This is a genomic window from Roseateles sp. L2-2 (assembly GCF_050613215.1).
GTDB lineage: Bacteria > Pseudomonadota > Gammaproteobacteria > Burkholderiales > Burkholderiaceae_C > Roseateles > Roseateles noduli.
In genome coordinates, this window is record NZ_CP192509.1 from 3,453,618 (window position 1) to 3,469,358 (window position 15,741).

Sequence of the window (15,741 nt, forward strand, 5' to 3'; positions counted from 1 at the left end):
ATCCTCATGAAGCGTTCCCTGCTCATCGCCGCAACGGCCACCGTTCTTTCCCTGGGCGTCGCCACCGGCTCGGCCATGGCGCAAGCGGCCTCCAGCCCGAGCTCGGGCACCGTGGACCAGGCCAAGGCCCTGAAGAAGCAGGCCGATGCCGATTACAAGGCGGCCAAGAAGGCCTGCAACGCCATGAAGGGCGATGCCGAGAAGCAATGCGAAAAGGACGCCAAGGCGACTCATGAAAAGGCCGAGGCGGATGCCAAGGCCATGAAGGAGAAGGCCGAGGCCGACAAGAAGGCGATGAAGTAAGCGGCAGGGTCTGCCGCGGCCGTTCGATCCGGTCGGCGCGGCAGACCCGCCGTCTTCAGTCCAGCGTTGCTCCGCAATGCCTGCAGGTCTTGTCCTGCAAGCTGTGGATGAGCGCAGCCGCGCTCGCGCCCACCGGCGGCGCGAGCGGGGTGTCGCAGCGGTCGCAGCGTACCGACTTCGCCCGCCAGCTCCAGAAAAACAGGTGCGCGAGCGCCAGGATCACGAACCCCTCGTGCACGTACAGCACGAGCAGGATGATCGGCTGCCCCAACACGAGAAAGAGCAGCAGCGCGCGTCGATATCGGTGAAGCGGTGGCATGCAAAAGTCTCAGGTGAGGTGCCAGGCCTTGCTGACGACCGATCGAATCGCCGCAGAACGCCCGATCAAGGTATCCACGGGCGCGGCCAATTGTTGCCCTTGGCGATCGCCTGCAAGTCGGCGACGCAGTCCGAGCAGATCGGAGCGGCTTGCCGCGGAAACACCTGCGTGTGGAGGAATCGCGTCAACAGAAGGCGACGGCACAAGCCGCAATGCCCGCCCTCGTGAGGCAAAAACGCGGCGCCAGTCTTCTCGCATTTGAACGGCACGGTGGTCATCGCACTTCCCTTGATCTCAACGAGGCACGTCGTCGTCCTGAAGGTCCCGCTTCGGTGAATGCGGATGCGTTCGCGCATGGAGTTTCCGTCCTGCGCCTCACTTGAGCCCTTTCCTGGCCGCGTCCAGGATCTCATCGGCGAGCGCCGGGTCCCCGACCGCGCGGGACAGGACGACCGCGCCCGCCATCATCGACAGCAGCCGGAGCGCCTCCGCGCGCGACCGATCCGCTTTCGACTTCATCTTGCCCGACGGCGCCGACAGCTGCTTCACCATCGCCTGAACGTGCGCCGTGAAGGCGGGCTGTGCCGCGCTCTCGCGGCTGACCTCGGCACCCAGCGCCGGCATGATGCAGCCCAGGGCGGGCGCATCCCGATGCTCCGCGCTGAGGTAGTGCTCCAGGTACGCCATCAAGCCCTGAGGCGACGCCGCCGCGTCCGCCATCTCCTGGCGCGCCGTCGCGGACGCATGCGCCACCGTCTTGGCGATCAGGTCCTCCTTCGAGTCGAAGTGGTTGTAGAACGCGCCGTGCGTGAGCCCCGCCGCCTTCATCACCTCGCTCACCGACACCTTCGACAGTCCCCGCTCCTTCAGCAGCAAGGCCGCCTGGTCGAGGATGCGCTGGTGCTTCTCGGCAGTTTCTTCAGCGGGATATCGCATGTCGTCTTCCTTTCGTCGCGCCGTCCACGCGCGGTTGACGTCAAGCATGATGACTGTCATGCTTCAAACATTGCATGGCTTCGGGCCAGGACACAGGTCCGCACTCTAACATGATGAGCATCATGCTTGAATGCTGGCGGAGCCGTGCATGTTTTCCATCCACCTGGAGTTTGAGATGAAGAAATTTCTCGTGACGGCCGCGGCCGGCGCGACGGGCGCCCCCGCGGTCCGATCGTTGCTGGAGAAGGGTCACCACGTGCGCGCCGTCGTGCATCGCGACGATGAGCGCGCACAAGCGCTGCGCGATCTCGGCGCGGAGGTCGTCGTCGCGGACATGCTCCGGCTCAAGGAGATGCGCCCGGCCCTGGTCGGCATGGACGGCGCCTACTTCTGCTACGCGCTGTCCGACGGCCTCGTCGAGGCCACCGCGGTCTTCGCGCAGGCGGCCCGCGAAGCCGGCGTCGCCCACGTCGTCAACATGTCCCACAAGCAGTCCCGCCCCCACGCGCGCAGCCAGCAGACGCTCAACCACTGGCTCTCGGAACAGGTCTTCCAGTGGTCGGGCCTGGCGGTGACGACTCTGCGGATCACGTTCTTCACCGAGTGGCTGCTCTACACGGCGCACCTGATCCGTCAGGGACGCTATGTGACGCACTTCGACGCGGACAGCCGCCACGCGCCGATCGCCGGCGTGGACATCGGAGGCATCGTCGCCGGCATCCTGCATGACCCGCGACTCCATGCCGGACAGACCTATCACCTGCACGGCCCCGTCGAATACAGCCAGATCGAACTGGCGGAGGTGACGGGCCGCGCGCTCGGCAAGGCCCTCCCCTTCGAGCAGGTGGCCGTCGACGACTTCCTGGCGCTGCTGGGCGCGGCGGGACACCCCGTCCTCGGTCACCACTTCCAGGCGATCCGCGAAGACCAGCGCGAGGGCCTGCTGCGCGGCCAGGACAACATCGGGCTCGAGATCCTGGGACGTCCGCTCACGACGGTCGAACAGTTCGTCGACATGAACCGCGCGCACTTCGTGTGATCGGCGGATGGGTCGGAACGGCAATACCCCCAAAGGGTAAGCACGTCGCGTCGTTCGCGCACCATCGACGGGCAACCGCCTTGTACGCCGCACGCGTGCGCGGAGAATGGCCGGTCGACGCCTCGGCGTTGACCAACAATGCCTCCGATGAACGCCAGCGCTGAAGCCTCCCCGCCCGAGCCCTCCGATCCCTTGCGCCCGCTGATGGCCCGCGTCGCCCTGCGCGACCGGGCCGCCTTCGAACGTCTGTACCGCGCCACCTCCGCCCACCTGTTCTCGATCTCGCTGCGCGTGCTGCGCGACGAGGGGCGCGCCGACGAGGTGCTCCAGGAGGCCTACGTGAGCATCTGGCAGAAGGCCGCGAGCTACCAGCCCGACGCCGCCACGCCGATGACCTGGATGATCAATGTCGTCCGCAATCGCGCCATCGACGCCCTGCGCGCCGGCCGCAACGAACGCGACAGCACCGTCGAGCTCGGCGACGAGGCGATGGACGTCGCCGCGGACGCGAGCGGCGATCCGCACGCCCTCTTCGATGAAAGCCTCGTGAAGATGCGCATCGACGCCTGCATGCTCGCCCTGGCGCCCGCCCAGAGGCAAGCCCTGGCCCTCGCCTACTATCGCGGCCTGGTCCATACCGAGATCGCCGAGATGCTGAGCGCCCCGTTGGGCACGGTGAAGAGCTGGGTCCGGCGCGGACTCGATCAGCTCAAGTCCTGCCTGGACAGCGTGGGGGTGCGCGCATGAACTATCTCCGCCCCGAACGGCTGGACGCCCTCGCCCGCGCCTATGCGCTGGGCACGCTGGCGGGCGGCGCCCGCCGCCGCTTTGAGACGCTGATGCGCGACTCGGCCGCCGTGCGGCTGTCCGCGCAGATCTGGCAGCAACGTCTGTCGTCCCTGGAAGCGGTCACGCCGCCGGTCGCGCCGCCGCTGGGCAACTGGCCCGGCATCCAGCGCCGGCTGTTCCCGGATGAGGTCGGACAGACCGCGCCAGGTCGCGCGGGCGCCTCGCGTGGCGAAGGATCCCGCTGGTGGCATCGGCTCGTGCCCGGCGGTGCGCGCGGCGCGGTCGCCGTGTCCGGCTGGGCCGTCGCCGGCGCCCTCGCGGGCGCGCTCGGCTGCGTGGCGGTGCTGCGCAGCTCGCCGACCTGGATGGAGAACGTCCAGGCCGACCAGGCCACGCCCGCCAGCTATGTCGGCCTGCTGCACGACGCCAAGGGGCAGCCGACGTTGGTGGCCAGCTCCCGCCGCCACGGCACGCTGATGACGGTGCGCCTGCTGCAGCCGCTGGACCTGCCTGCCGGCCAGGTCGCCCGCCTGTGGGCCCTGCCCGACCACGGCGCGCCCATCCTGCTGGCCGCGGCGCTGCCCGCCAAGGGCACGACGCAGGCCACGCTGGCCGACACGTCGGAACGGCTGTTCAAGTCGGTGCGCCGCCTCGCGGTCACCATCGAACCCGCGGCCACCACGCCGACCGCGCCCCTCACCCCCTTCGTCTGGGAAGGCGACTGCGTGAAGGTCTGGTGATCGGCTGATCCTGCACCGGGAAAGAAATTCCGCCGTCGCCCGCATCCGGGTGACGGCCGCCTCCGTAGATGGATCCATGAGCCGCATTCCCACTGCCGCCGGACGGTCCGGCACCCGTCCCGTCCCGGGCGCGACGCCCGCCGCCCGGTTCCGCCACCGCCTGCGATCGATGAGCCTGCTGGTGAAGTTCAACGCGATCTTCCTGGCGGTGTTCCTCGTCGGCCTGGCCGGCACCGCGGTGCTGGCGCGCCACTGGCTGCAGGCCAGCGCCCAGGAACAGGTGACGGACCGCGCCCGGCTGCTGATGCGCAGCGCCGGGGCCGTCAGCACCTACACGGCCGACCACATCCGCCCGCTCCTGGAAGACCACCTGCGCGAGCGCTTCGTGCCCGAGGCGGTGCCGGCCTTCTCGGCCCACGAGGTGCTGGCCACGCTCTCCAAGGCTTATGAGGACTACGGCTACAAGGCGGCCATGCTCAATCCCACCAACCCGCGCAACCGGGCGGTGAGCTGGGAGGAGGACGTGATCTCGCAGTTCGCGCGCCGGCCCGCGTTGACGGAGTTCGTCGGCCGTCGCGAGACGCCCGGCGGCGAAGCGCTCTACATCGCGCGCCCCATCCGGATCACCAACGCGGCCTGCCTGGGCTGCCATGCGTCGCCGCAGACGGCGCCTGCCACGCTGGTCGCGCGCTACGGCCCGTCCAACGGCTTCGGCTGGCGCCTGGACGAGACGCTGGGCGCCGAGGTCGTGACCGTGCCCATGACGCTGCCGCTGAAGCAGGCCTCGCAGACCTTCTGGCTGGTGATGGGCGCGTTGACGGCGACCTTCCTGGTCATGGGCGCCGCGCTCAACCTGATGCTGTGGTCGCTGGTGATCCGGCCGGTGACCGGTCTGGCGCGCATCGCCGACCGGGTCTCGCTGGGCGAGGATGCCCCGGCCTTCGAGGTCCGCCCGGGCGACGAGATCGGCGTGCTGGCCGCGTCGTTCGGACGCATGCGCCGCAGCCTGGACCAGGCCATGGCGATGCTGGAGAGCGGGACATGACGGGCTCCGGCTCCGGCTCCGGCTCCGGCGGCAGGATCGCGCGCCCCGCCCCGCACATCGGCAAGTACCTCGTGCGGGGCAAGCTCGGCGAGGGCGCCATGGGCGTCGTGTATCGCGCCTTCGATCCGCACATCCAGCGCGAGGTGGCCATCAAGCTCATCCGTCGCCCGAGGGAAGACGTGGAGGACGCCGAGGAGGCGGCCCGCGAAGACTCCACCTCCGCGCGCTTCCGCAACGAGGCGCGCGCGGTCGGGCGCATCGCCCACCCGGGCGTGGTGACCATCCACGACTTCGGCGAAGTGACGAGCGCGGACGGCATGAAGGGGTACGCCTTCCTCGTCATGGAGCTGGTCGACGGCCGCGGGCTGGACCAGATCCTCAAGCGTGAGATGCCGACGCCGCCGCTGGCTTGGTCGCTCGGCGTCCTTGACCAGTTTCTGGACGCGCTCGCCAGCGCGCATGCGCAGGGCGTCTGGCACCGCGACATCAAGCCCGGCAACCTGCTCATCACGCGCGACGGCCGCGTGAAGCTGACGGACTTCGGCATCGCGCGGATCGCCGACCACCACCTCACCCAGGCCGCGTCGCAGATCGGCACGCCGGGCTACATGGCGCCGGAGCAGATCCTCGGCGGTGCCATCGACCATCGCGCCGACCTCTTCGCGTGCGGCGTGCTGCTGTACCGGCTGACGACCGGACGCATGCCCTTCAGCGGCGCGCCCGAAGCGGTGATGTACCAGACGCTGCATCAGCAGCCGCCGATGCCGACGTCCTTGCGACCGGGCGAGTTGCCGCAAACGCTCGATGCCGTCGTGCGCCGCGCGATGGCTCGCGACCCGGAGGATCGCTTTCCCGATGCGGCGGCCTTGCGCGCGGCGCTGGCGTCCGTCGCGCGCGAGGTCCCTGACGATGGCGCGTTTGCGCCGACGCTGCCGGTCCGGGAGGGATCGGGATCGGGAACAGGGGCGGGAACGGCCGCGACAGGCAACAGCGGCACAGGCACGGGCACGGGCGGCGTCGCGGGCAGTCGCGCTGGAACGCGGACGGCGGGCGGACTCGACGCCACCCTGATCTCGCAGATCGAACGCGCGCTCGCGTCCCACATCGGGCCGCTGGCCAGGCACCTCGTGTCGCGCGATCTGGCGCGCCACGGCGACGGCGACATCGGCACCCTGTCCCGCGCCCTGGCGCGCCATCTCGCCGATGAGCCGGAGCGGGAACAGTTCCTCGCCGCGACCGACGCGCTGGTCGCCGCGGCCAACAAGGCGGCCGGAGTCTGAGATACTGTATATAACATCAGTCATCACACCTGACCCTCGTCGTGCCCTACACCGTCGCCGTCCGCGAGCTCTGCGAATTCACCGCCAAGCAGGGCGACCTGGATCTGCGCTTCACGCCCGCGCCGACGGCGCAGGAAGGCATCGCCGGCCACACGCTCGTCTACGAGCGCCGCGGTCCGGACTACCGGCGGGAAGTGACGCTGAGCGGTGAATACGGCGACCTGCGCGTGCGCGGTCGCGCCGACGGCTTCGATCCGGGGCGGCGGCGCCTCGAGGAGATCAAGACCTTCCGCGGCAGCCTCGATCGGCAGCGGCCCACGCACCGGCGGCTGCATTGGGCGCAGGCCAAGGTCTACGCGTGGCTGCATTGGGCGCAGGCCAAGGTCTACGCGTGGCTGCAGTGCCAGGCCGAGGACCTGTCCGACATCGAGGTCGCGCTGGTCTACCTGGAGCTCGGCAGCCAGGAGGAAACGATCCTGACCGAGCACTGCTCGGCGGCGGAACTGAGAGCGCATTTCGAATCGCTGTGCGAGCGGTTCCTCGCCTGGGCCGCGCTGGAGCTCGATCACCGCGAGCGGCGCGATGCGGCGCTGCAGGCGCTGAGCTTTACGTTCGGAGATTTCCGCGTCGGACAGCGGCCGCTCGCCGAGGCGGTCTACCGCGCGGCGGCATCGGGCCGCTGCCTGCTCGCGCAGGCGCCCACCGGCATCGGCAAGACGATGGGCACGATCTTCCCGTTGCTCAAGGCCGCACCCGGACAGCGTCTGGACAAGGTCTTCTTCCTCGCGGCGAAGACCTCGGGACGACAGACCGCGCTGGATGCGATCGAGCGGCTGGCGCCCGCAGCGCCGCTGCGCGTGCTGGAACTCGTCGCCCGCGACAAGGCCTGCGAGCATCCGGACAAGGCCTGCAACGGCGAGTCCTGTCCGCTAGCGAAAGGCTTCTACGACCGTCTGCCGGCCGCGCGGTCGGCGGCGTTGCGGGGCCACTCATGGACCCGCGATGTCGTGCGCGAAGCCGCGCTGGCTCACGACGTCTGCCCGTATTACCTCAGCCAGGAACTGGCCCGCTGGGCCGACGTGGTGGTCGGCGATTACAACTACTACTTCGACCACGGCGCGCTGCTGCACGGGCTGACGCAGGTGAACCAGTGGCGCATCGGCCTGCTGGTCGACGAGGCGCACAACCTCGTCGAACGCGGCCGCAAGATGTTCAGCGCGACGCTGTCGCCGGAGCGGCTCTTCCAGGCGCGGCACTCGTCGGGCGCGTCGAGCTCGCCGCTCGTGCGCAAGGCCCTGGACAAGGTGCGCCGGAGCTGGCGGGCGATCGACAAGGCGCAGGCCGAGCCCTATGTGGCGTATGAGGCCTTCCCCGAATCGCTGCTGAGCGCGCTCCAGCACGGCATCGGCGTGATCGCCGAACACCTCGCCACGCATCCGGACGATGCCGACGACGCGCTGCTCGATTTCCACTTCGAGGCGATGCACGTGGCGCGCGCGGTGGAGTCCTTCGGGCCGCATTCGCTGGTGGATGTGCAGAAACCGGAGGGATCCCACGTCAAGCCGGGACCGTCCGTCATCTGCATCCGCAACATCGTGCCGGCGCCCTTCCTGCGCCCACGGCTGGCGGCGGCGCAGACGAGCACGCTGTTCTCCGCGACGCTGCAGCCGCAGGCCTTCCACGCCGATCTGCTGGGACTGCCGGAGAACCACGCGAGCGTCGAGGTGCCCTCGCCCTTCGACGCCAGCCAGCTGCAGGTGCATGTCGCCTCGCACATCTCGACGCGCTACCAGCATCGGCGCGCGTCGCTGCAGCCGATCGCCGACCTGATCGCCGCGCAGTACGGACGCGCGCCGGGGAACTACCTGGCCTTCCTCAGCAGCTACGACTACCTCGAGCAGGTGGCGGCGCTGCTCGCCGAGCGGCATCCCGACGTGCCGCAGTGGCGTCAGTCGCGCCGCATGAGCGAAGTCGAGCAGCGGCAGTTCCTCGACCGCTTCACCGTGGAGGGTCGAGGCGTCGGCTTTGCCGTGCTGGGCGGTGCGTTCGCGGAGGGGGTGGACCTGCCGGGACGGCGCCTCATCGGCGCCTTCCTGTCGACACTCGGGCTGCCGCAGGTCAACGCCGTCAACGAGCAGATCCGCGCACGCATGGAGAAGCTCTTCGGCGCGGGCTACGACTACACCTACCTCTACCCGGGCTTGCAGAAAGTCGTGCAGGCGGCGGGTCGGGTCATCCGCACCACCGAGGACCGCGGCGTCGTCCACCTCATCGACGACCGCTTCGCCCGCGCGGAGGTGCAGCGGCTGCTGCCGTCGTGGTGGGCACAACCCCCTCACTAGCAGGCCCCGGTCAGGCCCCATGCTTGCCATGGGAGCCTTGACCATGACTTCCCCTCGCGTCTACCGCTGCACCTGCGGCCACCGGCTCTACTTCCGCAACAGCGCCTGCCTGGCCTGCGCGGCGCCCCTCGGCTTCCTGCCGGACGACCTGACGCTGCACGCCTTGCTGCCGGGCCCCGCCACCGCGACCTGGCGCATCGACGGCGTGGACGGCCTCTTCACCCGGTGCGCGAACTTCCACACCGCCGCCGGCTGCAACTGGCTGCTCCCGGTGGATGACCGATGTCGCGGTCCGCTGTGCGTCGCCTGTGCGCTCAACCGCACCATTCCCGATCTATCGGACCCCATCAACGCGGAACTCTGGGGCCGGCTCGAGCGCGCCAAGCGGCGCCTGGTCTCGCAGTTGCTCGGGCTGCAGCTGCCGGTCGCGCCGAAATCCGAAGCCGGCGACCGCGGCCTCGCCTTCGACTTCCTGCGCACGCTGCCCGGCCAGCCGCGCGTGATGACGGGACACGCCTGGGGCGTGATCACCATCAACATCGAGGAAGCCGACGACGCCAAGCGCGAGGCCGCCCGCCAGCGCATGGGCGAGTCCTACCGGACGCTGCTCGGGCATTTCCGCCATGAGATCGGTCATTACTACTGGGACCGGCTGGTCGCCGGCACGACCTGGCACGAGCCCTTCCGCGCGCTGTTCGGCGACGAGCGCCTCGACTACGCCGGCGCACTCCGGCGCCACCACGCCGCCGGTCCGCCGCCGGACTGGTCGCAGCGCTTCATCACCTCGTACGCCAGCGCCCATCCCTGGGAGGACTGGGCCGAAACCTGGGCGCACTACCTGCACCTGCGCGACACCATCGACACCGCCGGCAGCTTCAATCTGCTCAGCACCGTCGACGAGGCGCGGCCACTGCCTTACGGGCTCGACGACCTCTGGTCGTCCGGTCACGCCACCGGTCCCGACTTCCTGCGCCTGCTGCGCGACTGGCTCGCCATCACCAGCGTGATGAACGAGATGTCCCGCGCCATGGGCCAGCCCGACTTCTATCCCTTCGTGCTGCAGCGCCGGGTCGTTCCCAAGCTGCACTTCATTCATTGCGTCGTCGAGAACGGCAGGACCCCATGATTCGCCTCGATCTCCACTTCGAACTGGACTACCGCATCGACTCGCCCTTCGGCGACTTCGTGTTCAACATCCAGCCGGCGCACACGGCCGCGCAGCGCGTGCTGCAGGAACAGGTCGTCGTGACGCCGGAGGTGCCGTGGCGCTCGGACACGCTGGCCGGCAGCCGCAACCGGCTGCTGCGCGTGCGCGCGCCGCAGGGGAACTTCCACCTGACCTACAGCGCGAGCGTCACGATCGACCACCGCATCGACGATCCGGCGGCGATCGAGGAAACGCCCGTCGACGAGCTGCCCAGCGAGTACCTGTGCTACCTCGCGCCCAGCCGCTACTGCGAATCCGACCGGCTCGTCTCCTGGGCCGACGCCGAGTTCGGCCACCTGTCGCCGGGATACGCCCGCGCCGCCGCGATCGCGCGCTGGGTGCAGCGGCACATCGCCTATTCGCCCTATGGCTCGACCACGCAGACCTCCGCGCTGGATACCCTGACCGATCGCGTCGGCGTCTGCCGCGACCAGGCGCACGTGATGATCGCGCTCTGCCGGGCGTTGTCGATGCCGGCTCGCTATGTGACCGGCACCGACTACGGCGCCGATCCGACCAAGGCGCCCGACTTCCATGCCTATGTCGAGGTCTACCTCGGCCGGCGCTGGTACACCTTCGATGCGTCGGGCACCGGCATCCCGATGGGGTTCGTGCGCATCGGCACGGGGCGCGACGCGGCGGACGTGCCGTTCGCGACGCTGTTCGGGCAGGTGCAGGCGCCGTTCGCGCCGCTGGTGCGCGCGACGGCCTGCGGCGGGCCAGGGCTTCAGCTGCCCGTCGATGTCGGGAACGCCCTGTCCACGGACGGGGACTCGGCGGGGTGTCATCTCGCGCCGATCGCGGCCTGAACGTCCGCACCGCCACGGCCGCCGGCCCTCACCGCTGCGCTCACCCCAGCCCCCTCCAAAGAGCGGATGAGTGAGACCCGCGTGGCGTGGCACGACGATTGCCGACTCGACAGCTTGCCGATCCCGGCCAGCCAGGAGTCCCCAGCATGGATCTCGACACGGATCGATCGGACGCGGACCTCGCGCCGTCCTTGTTTCCCCTGTCCCCACCCGACAGCCCCGCATGCGACGCTGAGTCCTGCGCGATCTCGCGCCGCGGCCTGCTGATCGCCGGCGCGGGCGCATCCGCCGCGGTGGCCGCCGGCACGCCGCTGGACGCCGCCGCGCAGGCGACCTCGCCCAGGGCCGTCGCCGGCCCCCAGCCTCAGGAGAACCTCGTGGCCACTTCCCGCGTGACGCTCAGCGTCAATGGCCAGCCGCACACCCTGGTCGTCGACAACCGCACCTCGCTGCTGGACCTGCTGCGCGAGCACCTGCAGCTCACCGGCACCAAGAAGGGCTGCGACCACGGCCAGTGCGGCGCCTGCACCATCCACCTCGACGGCCGACGCGTCAACGCCTGCCTGACGCTGGCGGTGATGCACGAAGGAGCGAAGGTCGTGACCATCGAAGGCCTGGGCACCCCCGAGAAGATGCATGCGATGCAGAGCGCCTTCGTGCGCCATGACGGCTACCAGTGCGGCTACTGCACCCCGGGACAGATCTGCTCGGCCGTCGCCGTGCTCGACGAGATCAAGGCCGGCATGCCCAGCCACGTCACGCCCGATCTCAACGTCCGTCCGCTGCTGTCCATCGACGAACTGCGCGAGCGCATGAGCGGCAACCTCTGTCGATGCGGGGCCTACTCCAACATCATCGACGCCATGGCCGAGGTGGCCGGCGTCCCCGTGCCGGGCGCCGGCGACCGGAGGTCCGCATGAAGCCCTTCACCTTCGAACGCGCGGCCTCGCCCGCCGCCGCCGTGGCCGCCGCCGCGAAGCAACCCGGCGCGCGTTTCATCGCCGGCGGTACCAACCTGCTGGACCTGATGAAGCTGCAGGTCGAGACGCCCACGCACCTCATCGATCTGAACAGCCTGGCCGGCGCCAACGTGCCCGGCGGGCCCGGCGGCCTCGGCCTGGACCGCATCGAGGCGACCGGCGACGGCGGCCTGCGCATCGGCGCGCTGGTGCGCAACACCGACCTGGCCGCCGACGCCCGCGTACGGCGCGACTACGGCGTGCTGTCGCGGGCGCTGCTCGCCGGCGCCTCGGGCCAGCTGCGCAATCGCGCGACCACCGCCGGCAACCTGCTGCAGCGCACCCGCTGCCCTTACTTCTACGACACCGACCAGCCCTGCAACAAGCGCCAGCCGGGCAGCGGCTGCTCGGCGATCGGCGGCATGAGCCGGCCGCTCGCGGTGATCGGGGTCAGCCAGGCCTGCATCGCCTCGCACCCCAGCGACATGGCCGTGGCCATGCGGGTGCTGGACGCGACCGTCGAGACCCTGCGCCCCGACGGCCAGGCGCGGCGCATCCCGATCGCGGACCTGCACCGGCTGCCCGGCAACACGCCGCACCTCGAGACCACGCTCGAGGCCGGCGAGCTGATCACCGCGGTGACCCTGCCCAAGCCCGTCGTCGGCACGCACCTCTATCACAAGGTCCGCGACCGGGCGTCGTACGCGTTCGCGCTGGTCTCGGTGGGCGCGATCGTCCAGCGCGACGGCGGCGGACGATTCGCGGTCGGCGGCATCGCACCGAAACCGTGGCGTTCCGAAGCCGCCGAGCGCGACCTGCGACGCGGCGCCGCCGCGGCGGCGCACACGCTGCTCGCGGGCGCGACGCCGACCGCCGAGAACGCCTTCAAGTTGCCGCTGGTGGAGCGCACGCTCGCCGCGGTGCTCGCGCAAGCCAAGGCCGCCGGGAGGCCCGCATGAAGTTCGACACCCCCGCCACCACCAACCCGATCGATCAGCTGCGCATCGTCGGCAAGCCGACCGACCGCATCGACGGACCGCGCAAGACCACCGGCACCGCGCCCTATGCGTACGAGCGCCATGACGTCGCGAAGAACGTCGCCTACGGCGTCGTCGTCGGCGCCGGCATCGCCAAGGGTCGGATCTCGACACTCGACGTCCAGGCCGCGGAGGCCGCGCCGGGCGTGCTCGCCATCGTCACGGCCTACAACGCCGGCAAGCTCGGCCAGGGCAAGATGAACACGGCCAGGCTGCTGGGCGGCCCCGAGATCGACCACTACCACCAGGCCATCGCCGTGGTCGTCGCCGAGAGCTTCGAGCAGGCACGCGCGGGCGCGGCGCTGATCCGCGTCGAGTACGCGCGCGAGGACGGCGCCTTCAGCCTGGCGAAGGCCAAGGACCAGGCCAAGCCGCCCAAGGAAGCGGACGGTCCCGGCGGCACGCCGCCCGAGACGAAGGTCGGCGACTTCGACGGCGCCTTCGCGCAGGCCGCGGTGAAGATCGACCAGACCTACACGACGCCGGACCAGTCGCACGCGATGATGGAGCCGCACGCGACGCTGGCGGTCTGGGAAGGCGACAAGCTCACCGTCTGGACCGCCAACCAGATGATCGACTGGGGCCGCGGCGACCTGGCGAAGACGCTGGGACTGGCGCGCGACAAGGTGCGCCTGATCTCGCCCTTCATCGGCGGCGGATTCGGCGGCAAGTTGTTCCTGCGCGCGGACGTGCTGATGGCCGCGCTGGGCGCGAAGGCCAGCGGCCGGCCGGTGAAGGTCGCGCTGCAGCGGCCGCTGATGATGAACAACACGACGCACCGGCCCGCGACCATCCAGCGCCTGCGCATCGCCGCGGGACGCGACGGGAAGATCACCGCGATCGGGCATGAGAGCTGGTCGGGCGACCTGCCCGGCGGCGGACCGGAGACGGCGGTCGCGCAGACGCGGCTGCTGTACGCGGGCGCGAACCGCATGACCGCGATGAAGCTCGCGGTGCTGAACCTGCCCGAAGGCAACGCGATGCGCGCGCCCGGCGAGGCGCCCGGACTGATGGCGCTGGAGATCGCGATGGACGAGATCGCCGAGAAGGTCGGCATGGATCCGATCCAGTTCCGCATCGTCAACGACACGCAGGTCGATCCGGAGAAGCCGGAGCGGCCGTACTCGCAGCGGCGTCTGACGGAATGCCTGCGCACCGGTGCGGAGCGCTTCGGGTGGAGCAAGCGTGCCGCACCCGGCCAGCGGCGCGAAGGCCCCGGCGGACGCTGGCTGATCGGCCTGGGCGTTGCGGCGGCCTTCCGCAACAACATCGTCATGAAGTCCGCGGCCCGCGTGCGCCTGGACCGGCGCGGCATCGTCACCGTCGAGACCGACATGACCGATATCGGCACCGGCACCTACACCATCCTCGCGCAGACCGCGGCGGAGATGATGGGCGTCGGGCTGGAGCAGGTCGTCGTGCGCCTGGGCGATTCGGCGCTGCCGGTGTCGGCGGGCTCGGGCGGTCAATGGGGCGCCAACAGCTCGGCGTCGGGCGTCTACGCGGCCTGCGTCGCCTTGCGCGAGGTGATCGCGAAGAAGGCCGGCATCGACGCCAAGGAAGCCGTCTTCGCCGACGGCCAGATCCGCGGCGGCGGACGCAGCATCCCGCTGGGCGAAGTCGCCGGCACCGAAGGCCTCGTGGCCGAGGACAGGATCGAGTTCGGCGACCTCGACAAGAAGTACCAGCAGTCCACCTTCGGCGGCCACTTCGTCGAGGTCGCGGTCGACGCGTTCACCGGCGAGGTCCGCGTGCGTCGCATGCTGGCCGTGTGCGCGGCGGGACGCATCCTCAACCCGAAGGCGGCCCGCAGCCAGGTCATCGGCGCGATGACGATGGGGGTGGGCGCGGCGCTGATGGAAGCGCTGCACGTCGACGAGCGGCGCGGCTTCTTCGTCAACCACGACCTCGCGGGTTACGAGGTGCCGGCGCACGCCGACATCCCGCACCAGGAGGTCGTGTTCCTCGACGAGACCGATCCGCTGTCCTCGCCGATGAAGGCCAAGGGCGTCGGGGAACTGGGCATCTGCGGCGTCGCCGCGGCGGTCGCGAACGCGATCTACAACGCCACCGGCGTGCGCGTCAGGGACTATCCGGTGACGCTCGACAAGCTGCTGAAGGATCTGCCGAAGGTCGCATGACCGAGGGCACCGGCTCCCTCAGTCCCGCGATATCTCCGCGCACTGCGACCCCGATGCTGCGGAAGTCGGACGTCGTCGGCATGTACGGCGACTGGTATTGCGGCTCCGGCACATTTTGAACGGTATGTTCCCATGCGGCGCGCGCCGCCTGCATGGCGCGTCGCAGGGTCTGCGCCGACCGCGCCGCCGCCGACAGACTCGATTCCAGCCCAGACGGCGGCGTCCATGTCACAGCCGCGATAGACGCCCTGGGTACCAAGGGACGCCCCGGCCCCAGGGCTTCCAGCATGACGTAGGTGCACAGCGTCGACCGGTGCGGCCCCTCGCGCAGCCGTTGGAAGGCGCGGTCGCCGAGCAGGTCCCGCAGCAGGCCGTTCACGGCCGTGGCCAGAGACTGCGCCGATCGACACGCCTGCACGGCAGGACTTCCCTCGAGCGCTTCCCGCGTACCACCAGGCTCCTGATAGCCCGCCAGCACCAGCGCAGCGATCCAGCCCGACCGCTGATCTTCCGGCAGGTCCGCCAGGTCCTGAGCGACCTGGCGTCCGTCGTCTCCCTCCAGCGCCGCCGTGAGGAGACCGCCCAGCGCGCTGATCCGGCTCAATCGCATCGTGTCTCCGCCCCGCACGCCCGGGGCGTCGAGCAAGCGCCGCAGGTCGTCCCACCGCCTCGGCCAGGCCGAAGGCTGCCCCTGCGCTTCCATGGGCGACGGCAAGCTTGCGACGGTGGTGAGCGCCTGAGTGCGCGGCACAAGGGAGTAAACGGTGTCGTTGGGCGTGAATACGAACATCTGCA

16 protein-coding genes are annotated in these 15,741 nt (G+C 70.2%); 12 read left to right on the forward strand and 4 right to left on the reverse strand.

What is annotated here, in order from left to right; translation table 11 throughout:
• Positions 1 to 6 precede the first annotated feature (6 nt).
• Positions 7 to 303 carry a hypothetical protein gene (locus ACQZ13_RS15460; RefSeq protein ID WP_431045878.1) on the forward strand — a complete coding sequence of 99 codons (297 nt, stop codon included), beginning with the start codon at positions 7 to 9 and terminating at the stop codon, positions 301 to 303.
• Positions 304 to 358: 55 nt separating this feature from the next.
• Here the strand turns inward: ACQZ13_RS15460 and ACQZ13_RS15465 are convergent, their stop codons facing one another.
• From ACQZ13_RS15465 to ACQZ13_RS15475, 3 genes are all read right to left on the reverse strand, one after another.
• On the reverse strand, positions 359 to 622 hold the full coding sequence (locus ACQZ13_RS15465) for a hypothetical protein (protein ID WP_431045880.1): 264 nt from the start codon (positions 620 to 622) through the stop codon (positions 359 to 361).
• A 65-nt stretch (positions 623 to 687) separates the two neighbouring features.
• Positions 688 to 978: a hypothetical protein gene (locus ACQZ13_RS15470; protein ID WP_431045882.1), complete on the reverse strand. Its 291-nt coding sequence runs from the start codon at positions 976 to 978 to the stop codon at positions 688 to 690.
• Between the two features lie 19 nt (positions 979 to 997).
• On the reverse strand, positions 998 to 1,558 hold the full coding sequence (locus ACQZ13_RS15475; protein WP_431045884.1) for a TetR/AcrR family transcriptional regulator: 561 nt from the start codon (positions 1,556 to 1,558) through the stop codon (positions 998 to 1,000).
• Positions 1,559 to 1,733: 175 nt separating this feature from the next.
• Between ACQZ13_RS15475 and ACQZ13_RS15480 the strand changes: the two genes are divergently transcribed.
• The 11 genes from ACQZ13_RS15480 (at position 1,734) to paoC (ending at position 14,946) form a co-directional block, all read left to right on the forward strand.
• Positions 1,734 to 2,597 (forward strand): NmrA family NAD(P)-binding protein, encoded by an 864-nt coding sequence (locus ACQZ13_RS15480; RefSeq protein ID WP_431045886.1) that lies wholly within the window; start codon positions 1,734 to 1,736, stop codon positions 2,595 to 2,597.
• 147 nt (positions 2,598 to 2,744) lie between these two features.
• On the forward strand, positions 2,745 to 3,344 hold the full coding sequence (locus ACQZ13_RS15485) for a sigma-70 family RNA polymerase sigma factor (protein ID WP_431045888.1): 600 nt from the start codon (positions 2,745 to 2,747) through the stop codon (positions 3,342 to 3,344).
• A complete protein-coding gene (locus tag ACQZ13_RS15490; protein ID WP_431045890.1) occupies positions 3,341 to 4,126 on the forward strand; it encodes an anti-sigma factor in 786 nt (261 codons plus the stop codon). The genes ACQZ13_RS15485 and ACQZ13_RS15490 overlap by 4 nt, the downstream gene beginning before the upstream one ends.
• 76 nt (positions 4,127 to 4,202) lie before the next feature.
• Positions 4,203 to 5,171 (forward strand): c-type heme family protein, encoded by a 969-nt coding sequence (locus tag ACQZ13_RS15495; RefSeq protein WP_431045892.1) that lies wholly within the window; start codon positions 4,203 to 4,205, stop codon positions 5,169 to 5,171.
• Complete coding sequence (locus tag ACQZ13_RS15500; RefSeq protein WP_431045894.1) at positions 5,168 to 6,451, forward strand: serine/threonine-protein kinase; 1,284 nt, start codon at positions 5,168 to 5,170, stop codon at positions 6,449 to 6,451. Before ACQZ13_RS15495 ends, ACQZ13_RS15500 begins: the two co-directional genes overlap by 4 nt.
• A gap of 41 nt (positions 6,452 to 6,492) precedes the next feature.
• Positions 6,493 to 8,793, forward strand: coding sequence for an ATP-dependent DNA helicase (locus ACQZ13_RS15505; protein ID WP_431045896.1), 2,301 nt, complete (start codon positions 6,493 to 6,495; stop codon positions 8,791 to 8,793).
• Positions 8,794 to 8,836: 43 nt separating this feature from the next.
• On the forward strand, positions 8,837 to 9,919 hold the full coding sequence (locus ACQZ13_RS15510; RefSeq protein ID WP_431045898.1) for a zinc-binding metallopeptidase family protein: 1,083 nt from the start codon (positions 8,837 to 8,839) through the stop codon (positions 9,917 to 9,919).
• Positions 9,916 to 10,809, forward strand: coding sequence for a transglutaminase-like domain-containing protein (locus ACQZ13_RS15515; protein ID WP_431045900.1), 894 nt, complete (start codon positions 9,916 to 9,918; stop codon positions 10,807 to 10,809). Before ACQZ13_RS15510 ends, ACQZ13_RS15515 begins: the two co-directional genes overlap by 4 nt.
• Positions 10,810 to 10,955: 146 nt before the next feature.
• Positions 10,956 to 11,729, forward strand: coding sequence for an aldehyde dehydrogenase iron-sulfur subunit PaoA (paoA, locus tag ACQZ13_RS15520; RefSeq protein WP_431045902.1), 774 nt, complete (start codon positions 10,956 to 10,958; stop codon positions 11,727 to 11,729).
• Positions 11,726 to 12,727 carry an FAD binding domain-containing protein gene (locus ACQZ13_RS15525; protein ID WP_431045904.1) on the forward strand — a complete coding sequence of 334 codons (1,002 nt, stop codon included), beginning with the start codon at positions 11,726 to 11,728 and terminating at the stop codon, positions 12,725 to 12,727. The genes paoA and ACQZ13_RS15525 overlap by 4 nt, the downstream gene beginning before the upstream one ends.
• Positions 12,724 to 14,946, forward strand: coding sequence for an aldehyde oxidoreductase molybdenum-binding subunit PaoC (paoC, locus tag ACQZ13_RS15530; RefSeq protein ID WP_431045906.1), 2,223 nt, complete (start codon positions 12,724 to 12,726; stop codon positions 14,944 to 14,946). Before ACQZ13_RS15525 ends, paoC begins: the two co-directional genes overlap by 4 nt.
• On the opposite strand, the gene ACQZ13_RS15535 is transcribed toward paoC, so the two are convergent.
• On the reverse strand, positions 14,888 to 15,736 hold the full coding sequence (locus ACQZ13_RS15535; RefSeq protein WP_431045908.1) for a hypothetical protein: 849 nt from the start codon (positions 15,734 to 15,736) through the stop codon (positions 14,888 to 14,890). The two genes, paoC and ACQZ13_RS15535, sit on opposite strands and share 59 nt — an antisense overlap.
• Between the last annotated feature and the right edge of the window lie 5 nt (positions 15,737 to 15,741).

Excerpts from the sequence above, each read along its gene's own strand:
- ACQZ13_RS15460 (WP_431045878.1), top strand. The coding sequence starts at position 7 with ATGAAGCGTTCCCTGCTCATCGCCGCAACGGCCACCGTTCTTTCCCTG.
- ACQZ13_RS15465 (WP_431045880.1), bottom strand. The coding sequence starts at position 622 with ATGCCACCGCTTCACCGATATCGACGCGCGCTGCTGCTCTTTCTCGTG.
- ACQZ13_RS15470 (WP_431045882.1), bottom strand. The coding sequence starts at position 978 with ATGCGCGAACGCATCCGCATTCACCGAAGCGGGACCTTCAGGACGACG.
- ACQZ13_RS15475 (WP_431045884.1), bottom strand. The coding sequence starts at position 1,558 with ATGCGATATCCCGCTGAAGAAACTGCCGAGAAGCACCAGCGCATCCTC.
- ACQZ13_RS15480 (WP_431045886.1), top strand. The coding sequence starts at position 1,734 with ATGAAGAAATTTCTCGTGACGGCCGCGGCCGGCGCGACGGGCGCCCCC.
- ACQZ13_RS15485 (WP_431045888.1), top strand. The coding sequence starts at position 2,745 with ATGAACGCCAGCGCTGAAGCCTCCCCGCCCGAGCCCTCCGATCCCTTG.
- ACQZ13_RS15490 (WP_431045890.1), top strand. The coding sequence starts at position 3,341 with ATGAACTATCTCCGCCCCGAACGGCTGGACGCCCTCGCCCGCGCCTAT.
- ACQZ13_RS15495 (WP_431045892.1), top strand. The coding sequence starts at position 4,203 with ATGAGCCGCATTCCCACTGCCGCCGGACGGTCCGGCACCCGTCCCGTC.
- ACQZ13_RS15500 (WP_431045894.1), top strand. The coding sequence starts at position 5,168 with ATGACGGGCTCCGGCTCCGGCTCCGGCTCCGGCGGCAGGATCGCGCGC.
- ACQZ13_RS15510 (WP_431045898.1), top strand. The coding sequence starts at position 8,837 with ATGACTTCCCCTCGCGTCTACCGCTGCACCTGCGGCCACCGGCTCTAC.
- ACQZ13_RS15515 (WP_431045900.1), top strand. The coding sequence starts at position 9,916 with ATGATTCGCCTCGATCTCCACTTCGAACTGGACTACCGCATCGACTCG.
- paoA (WP_431045902.1), top strand. The coding sequence starts at position 10,956 with ATGGATCTCGACACGGATCGATCGGACGCGGACCTCGCGCCGTCCTTG.
- ACQZ13_RS15525 (WP_431045904.1), top strand. The coding sequence starts at position 11,726 with ATGAAGCCCTTCACCTTCGAACGCGCGGCCTCGCCCGCCGCCGCCGTG.
- paoC (WP_431045906.1), top strand. The coding sequence starts at position 12,724 with ATGAAGTTCGACACCCCCGCCACCACCAACCCGATCGATCAGCTGCGC.
- ACQZ13_RS15535 (WP_431045908.1), bottom strand. The coding sequence starts at position 15,736 with ATGTTCGTATTCACGCCCAACGACACCGTTTACTCCCTTGTGCCGCGC.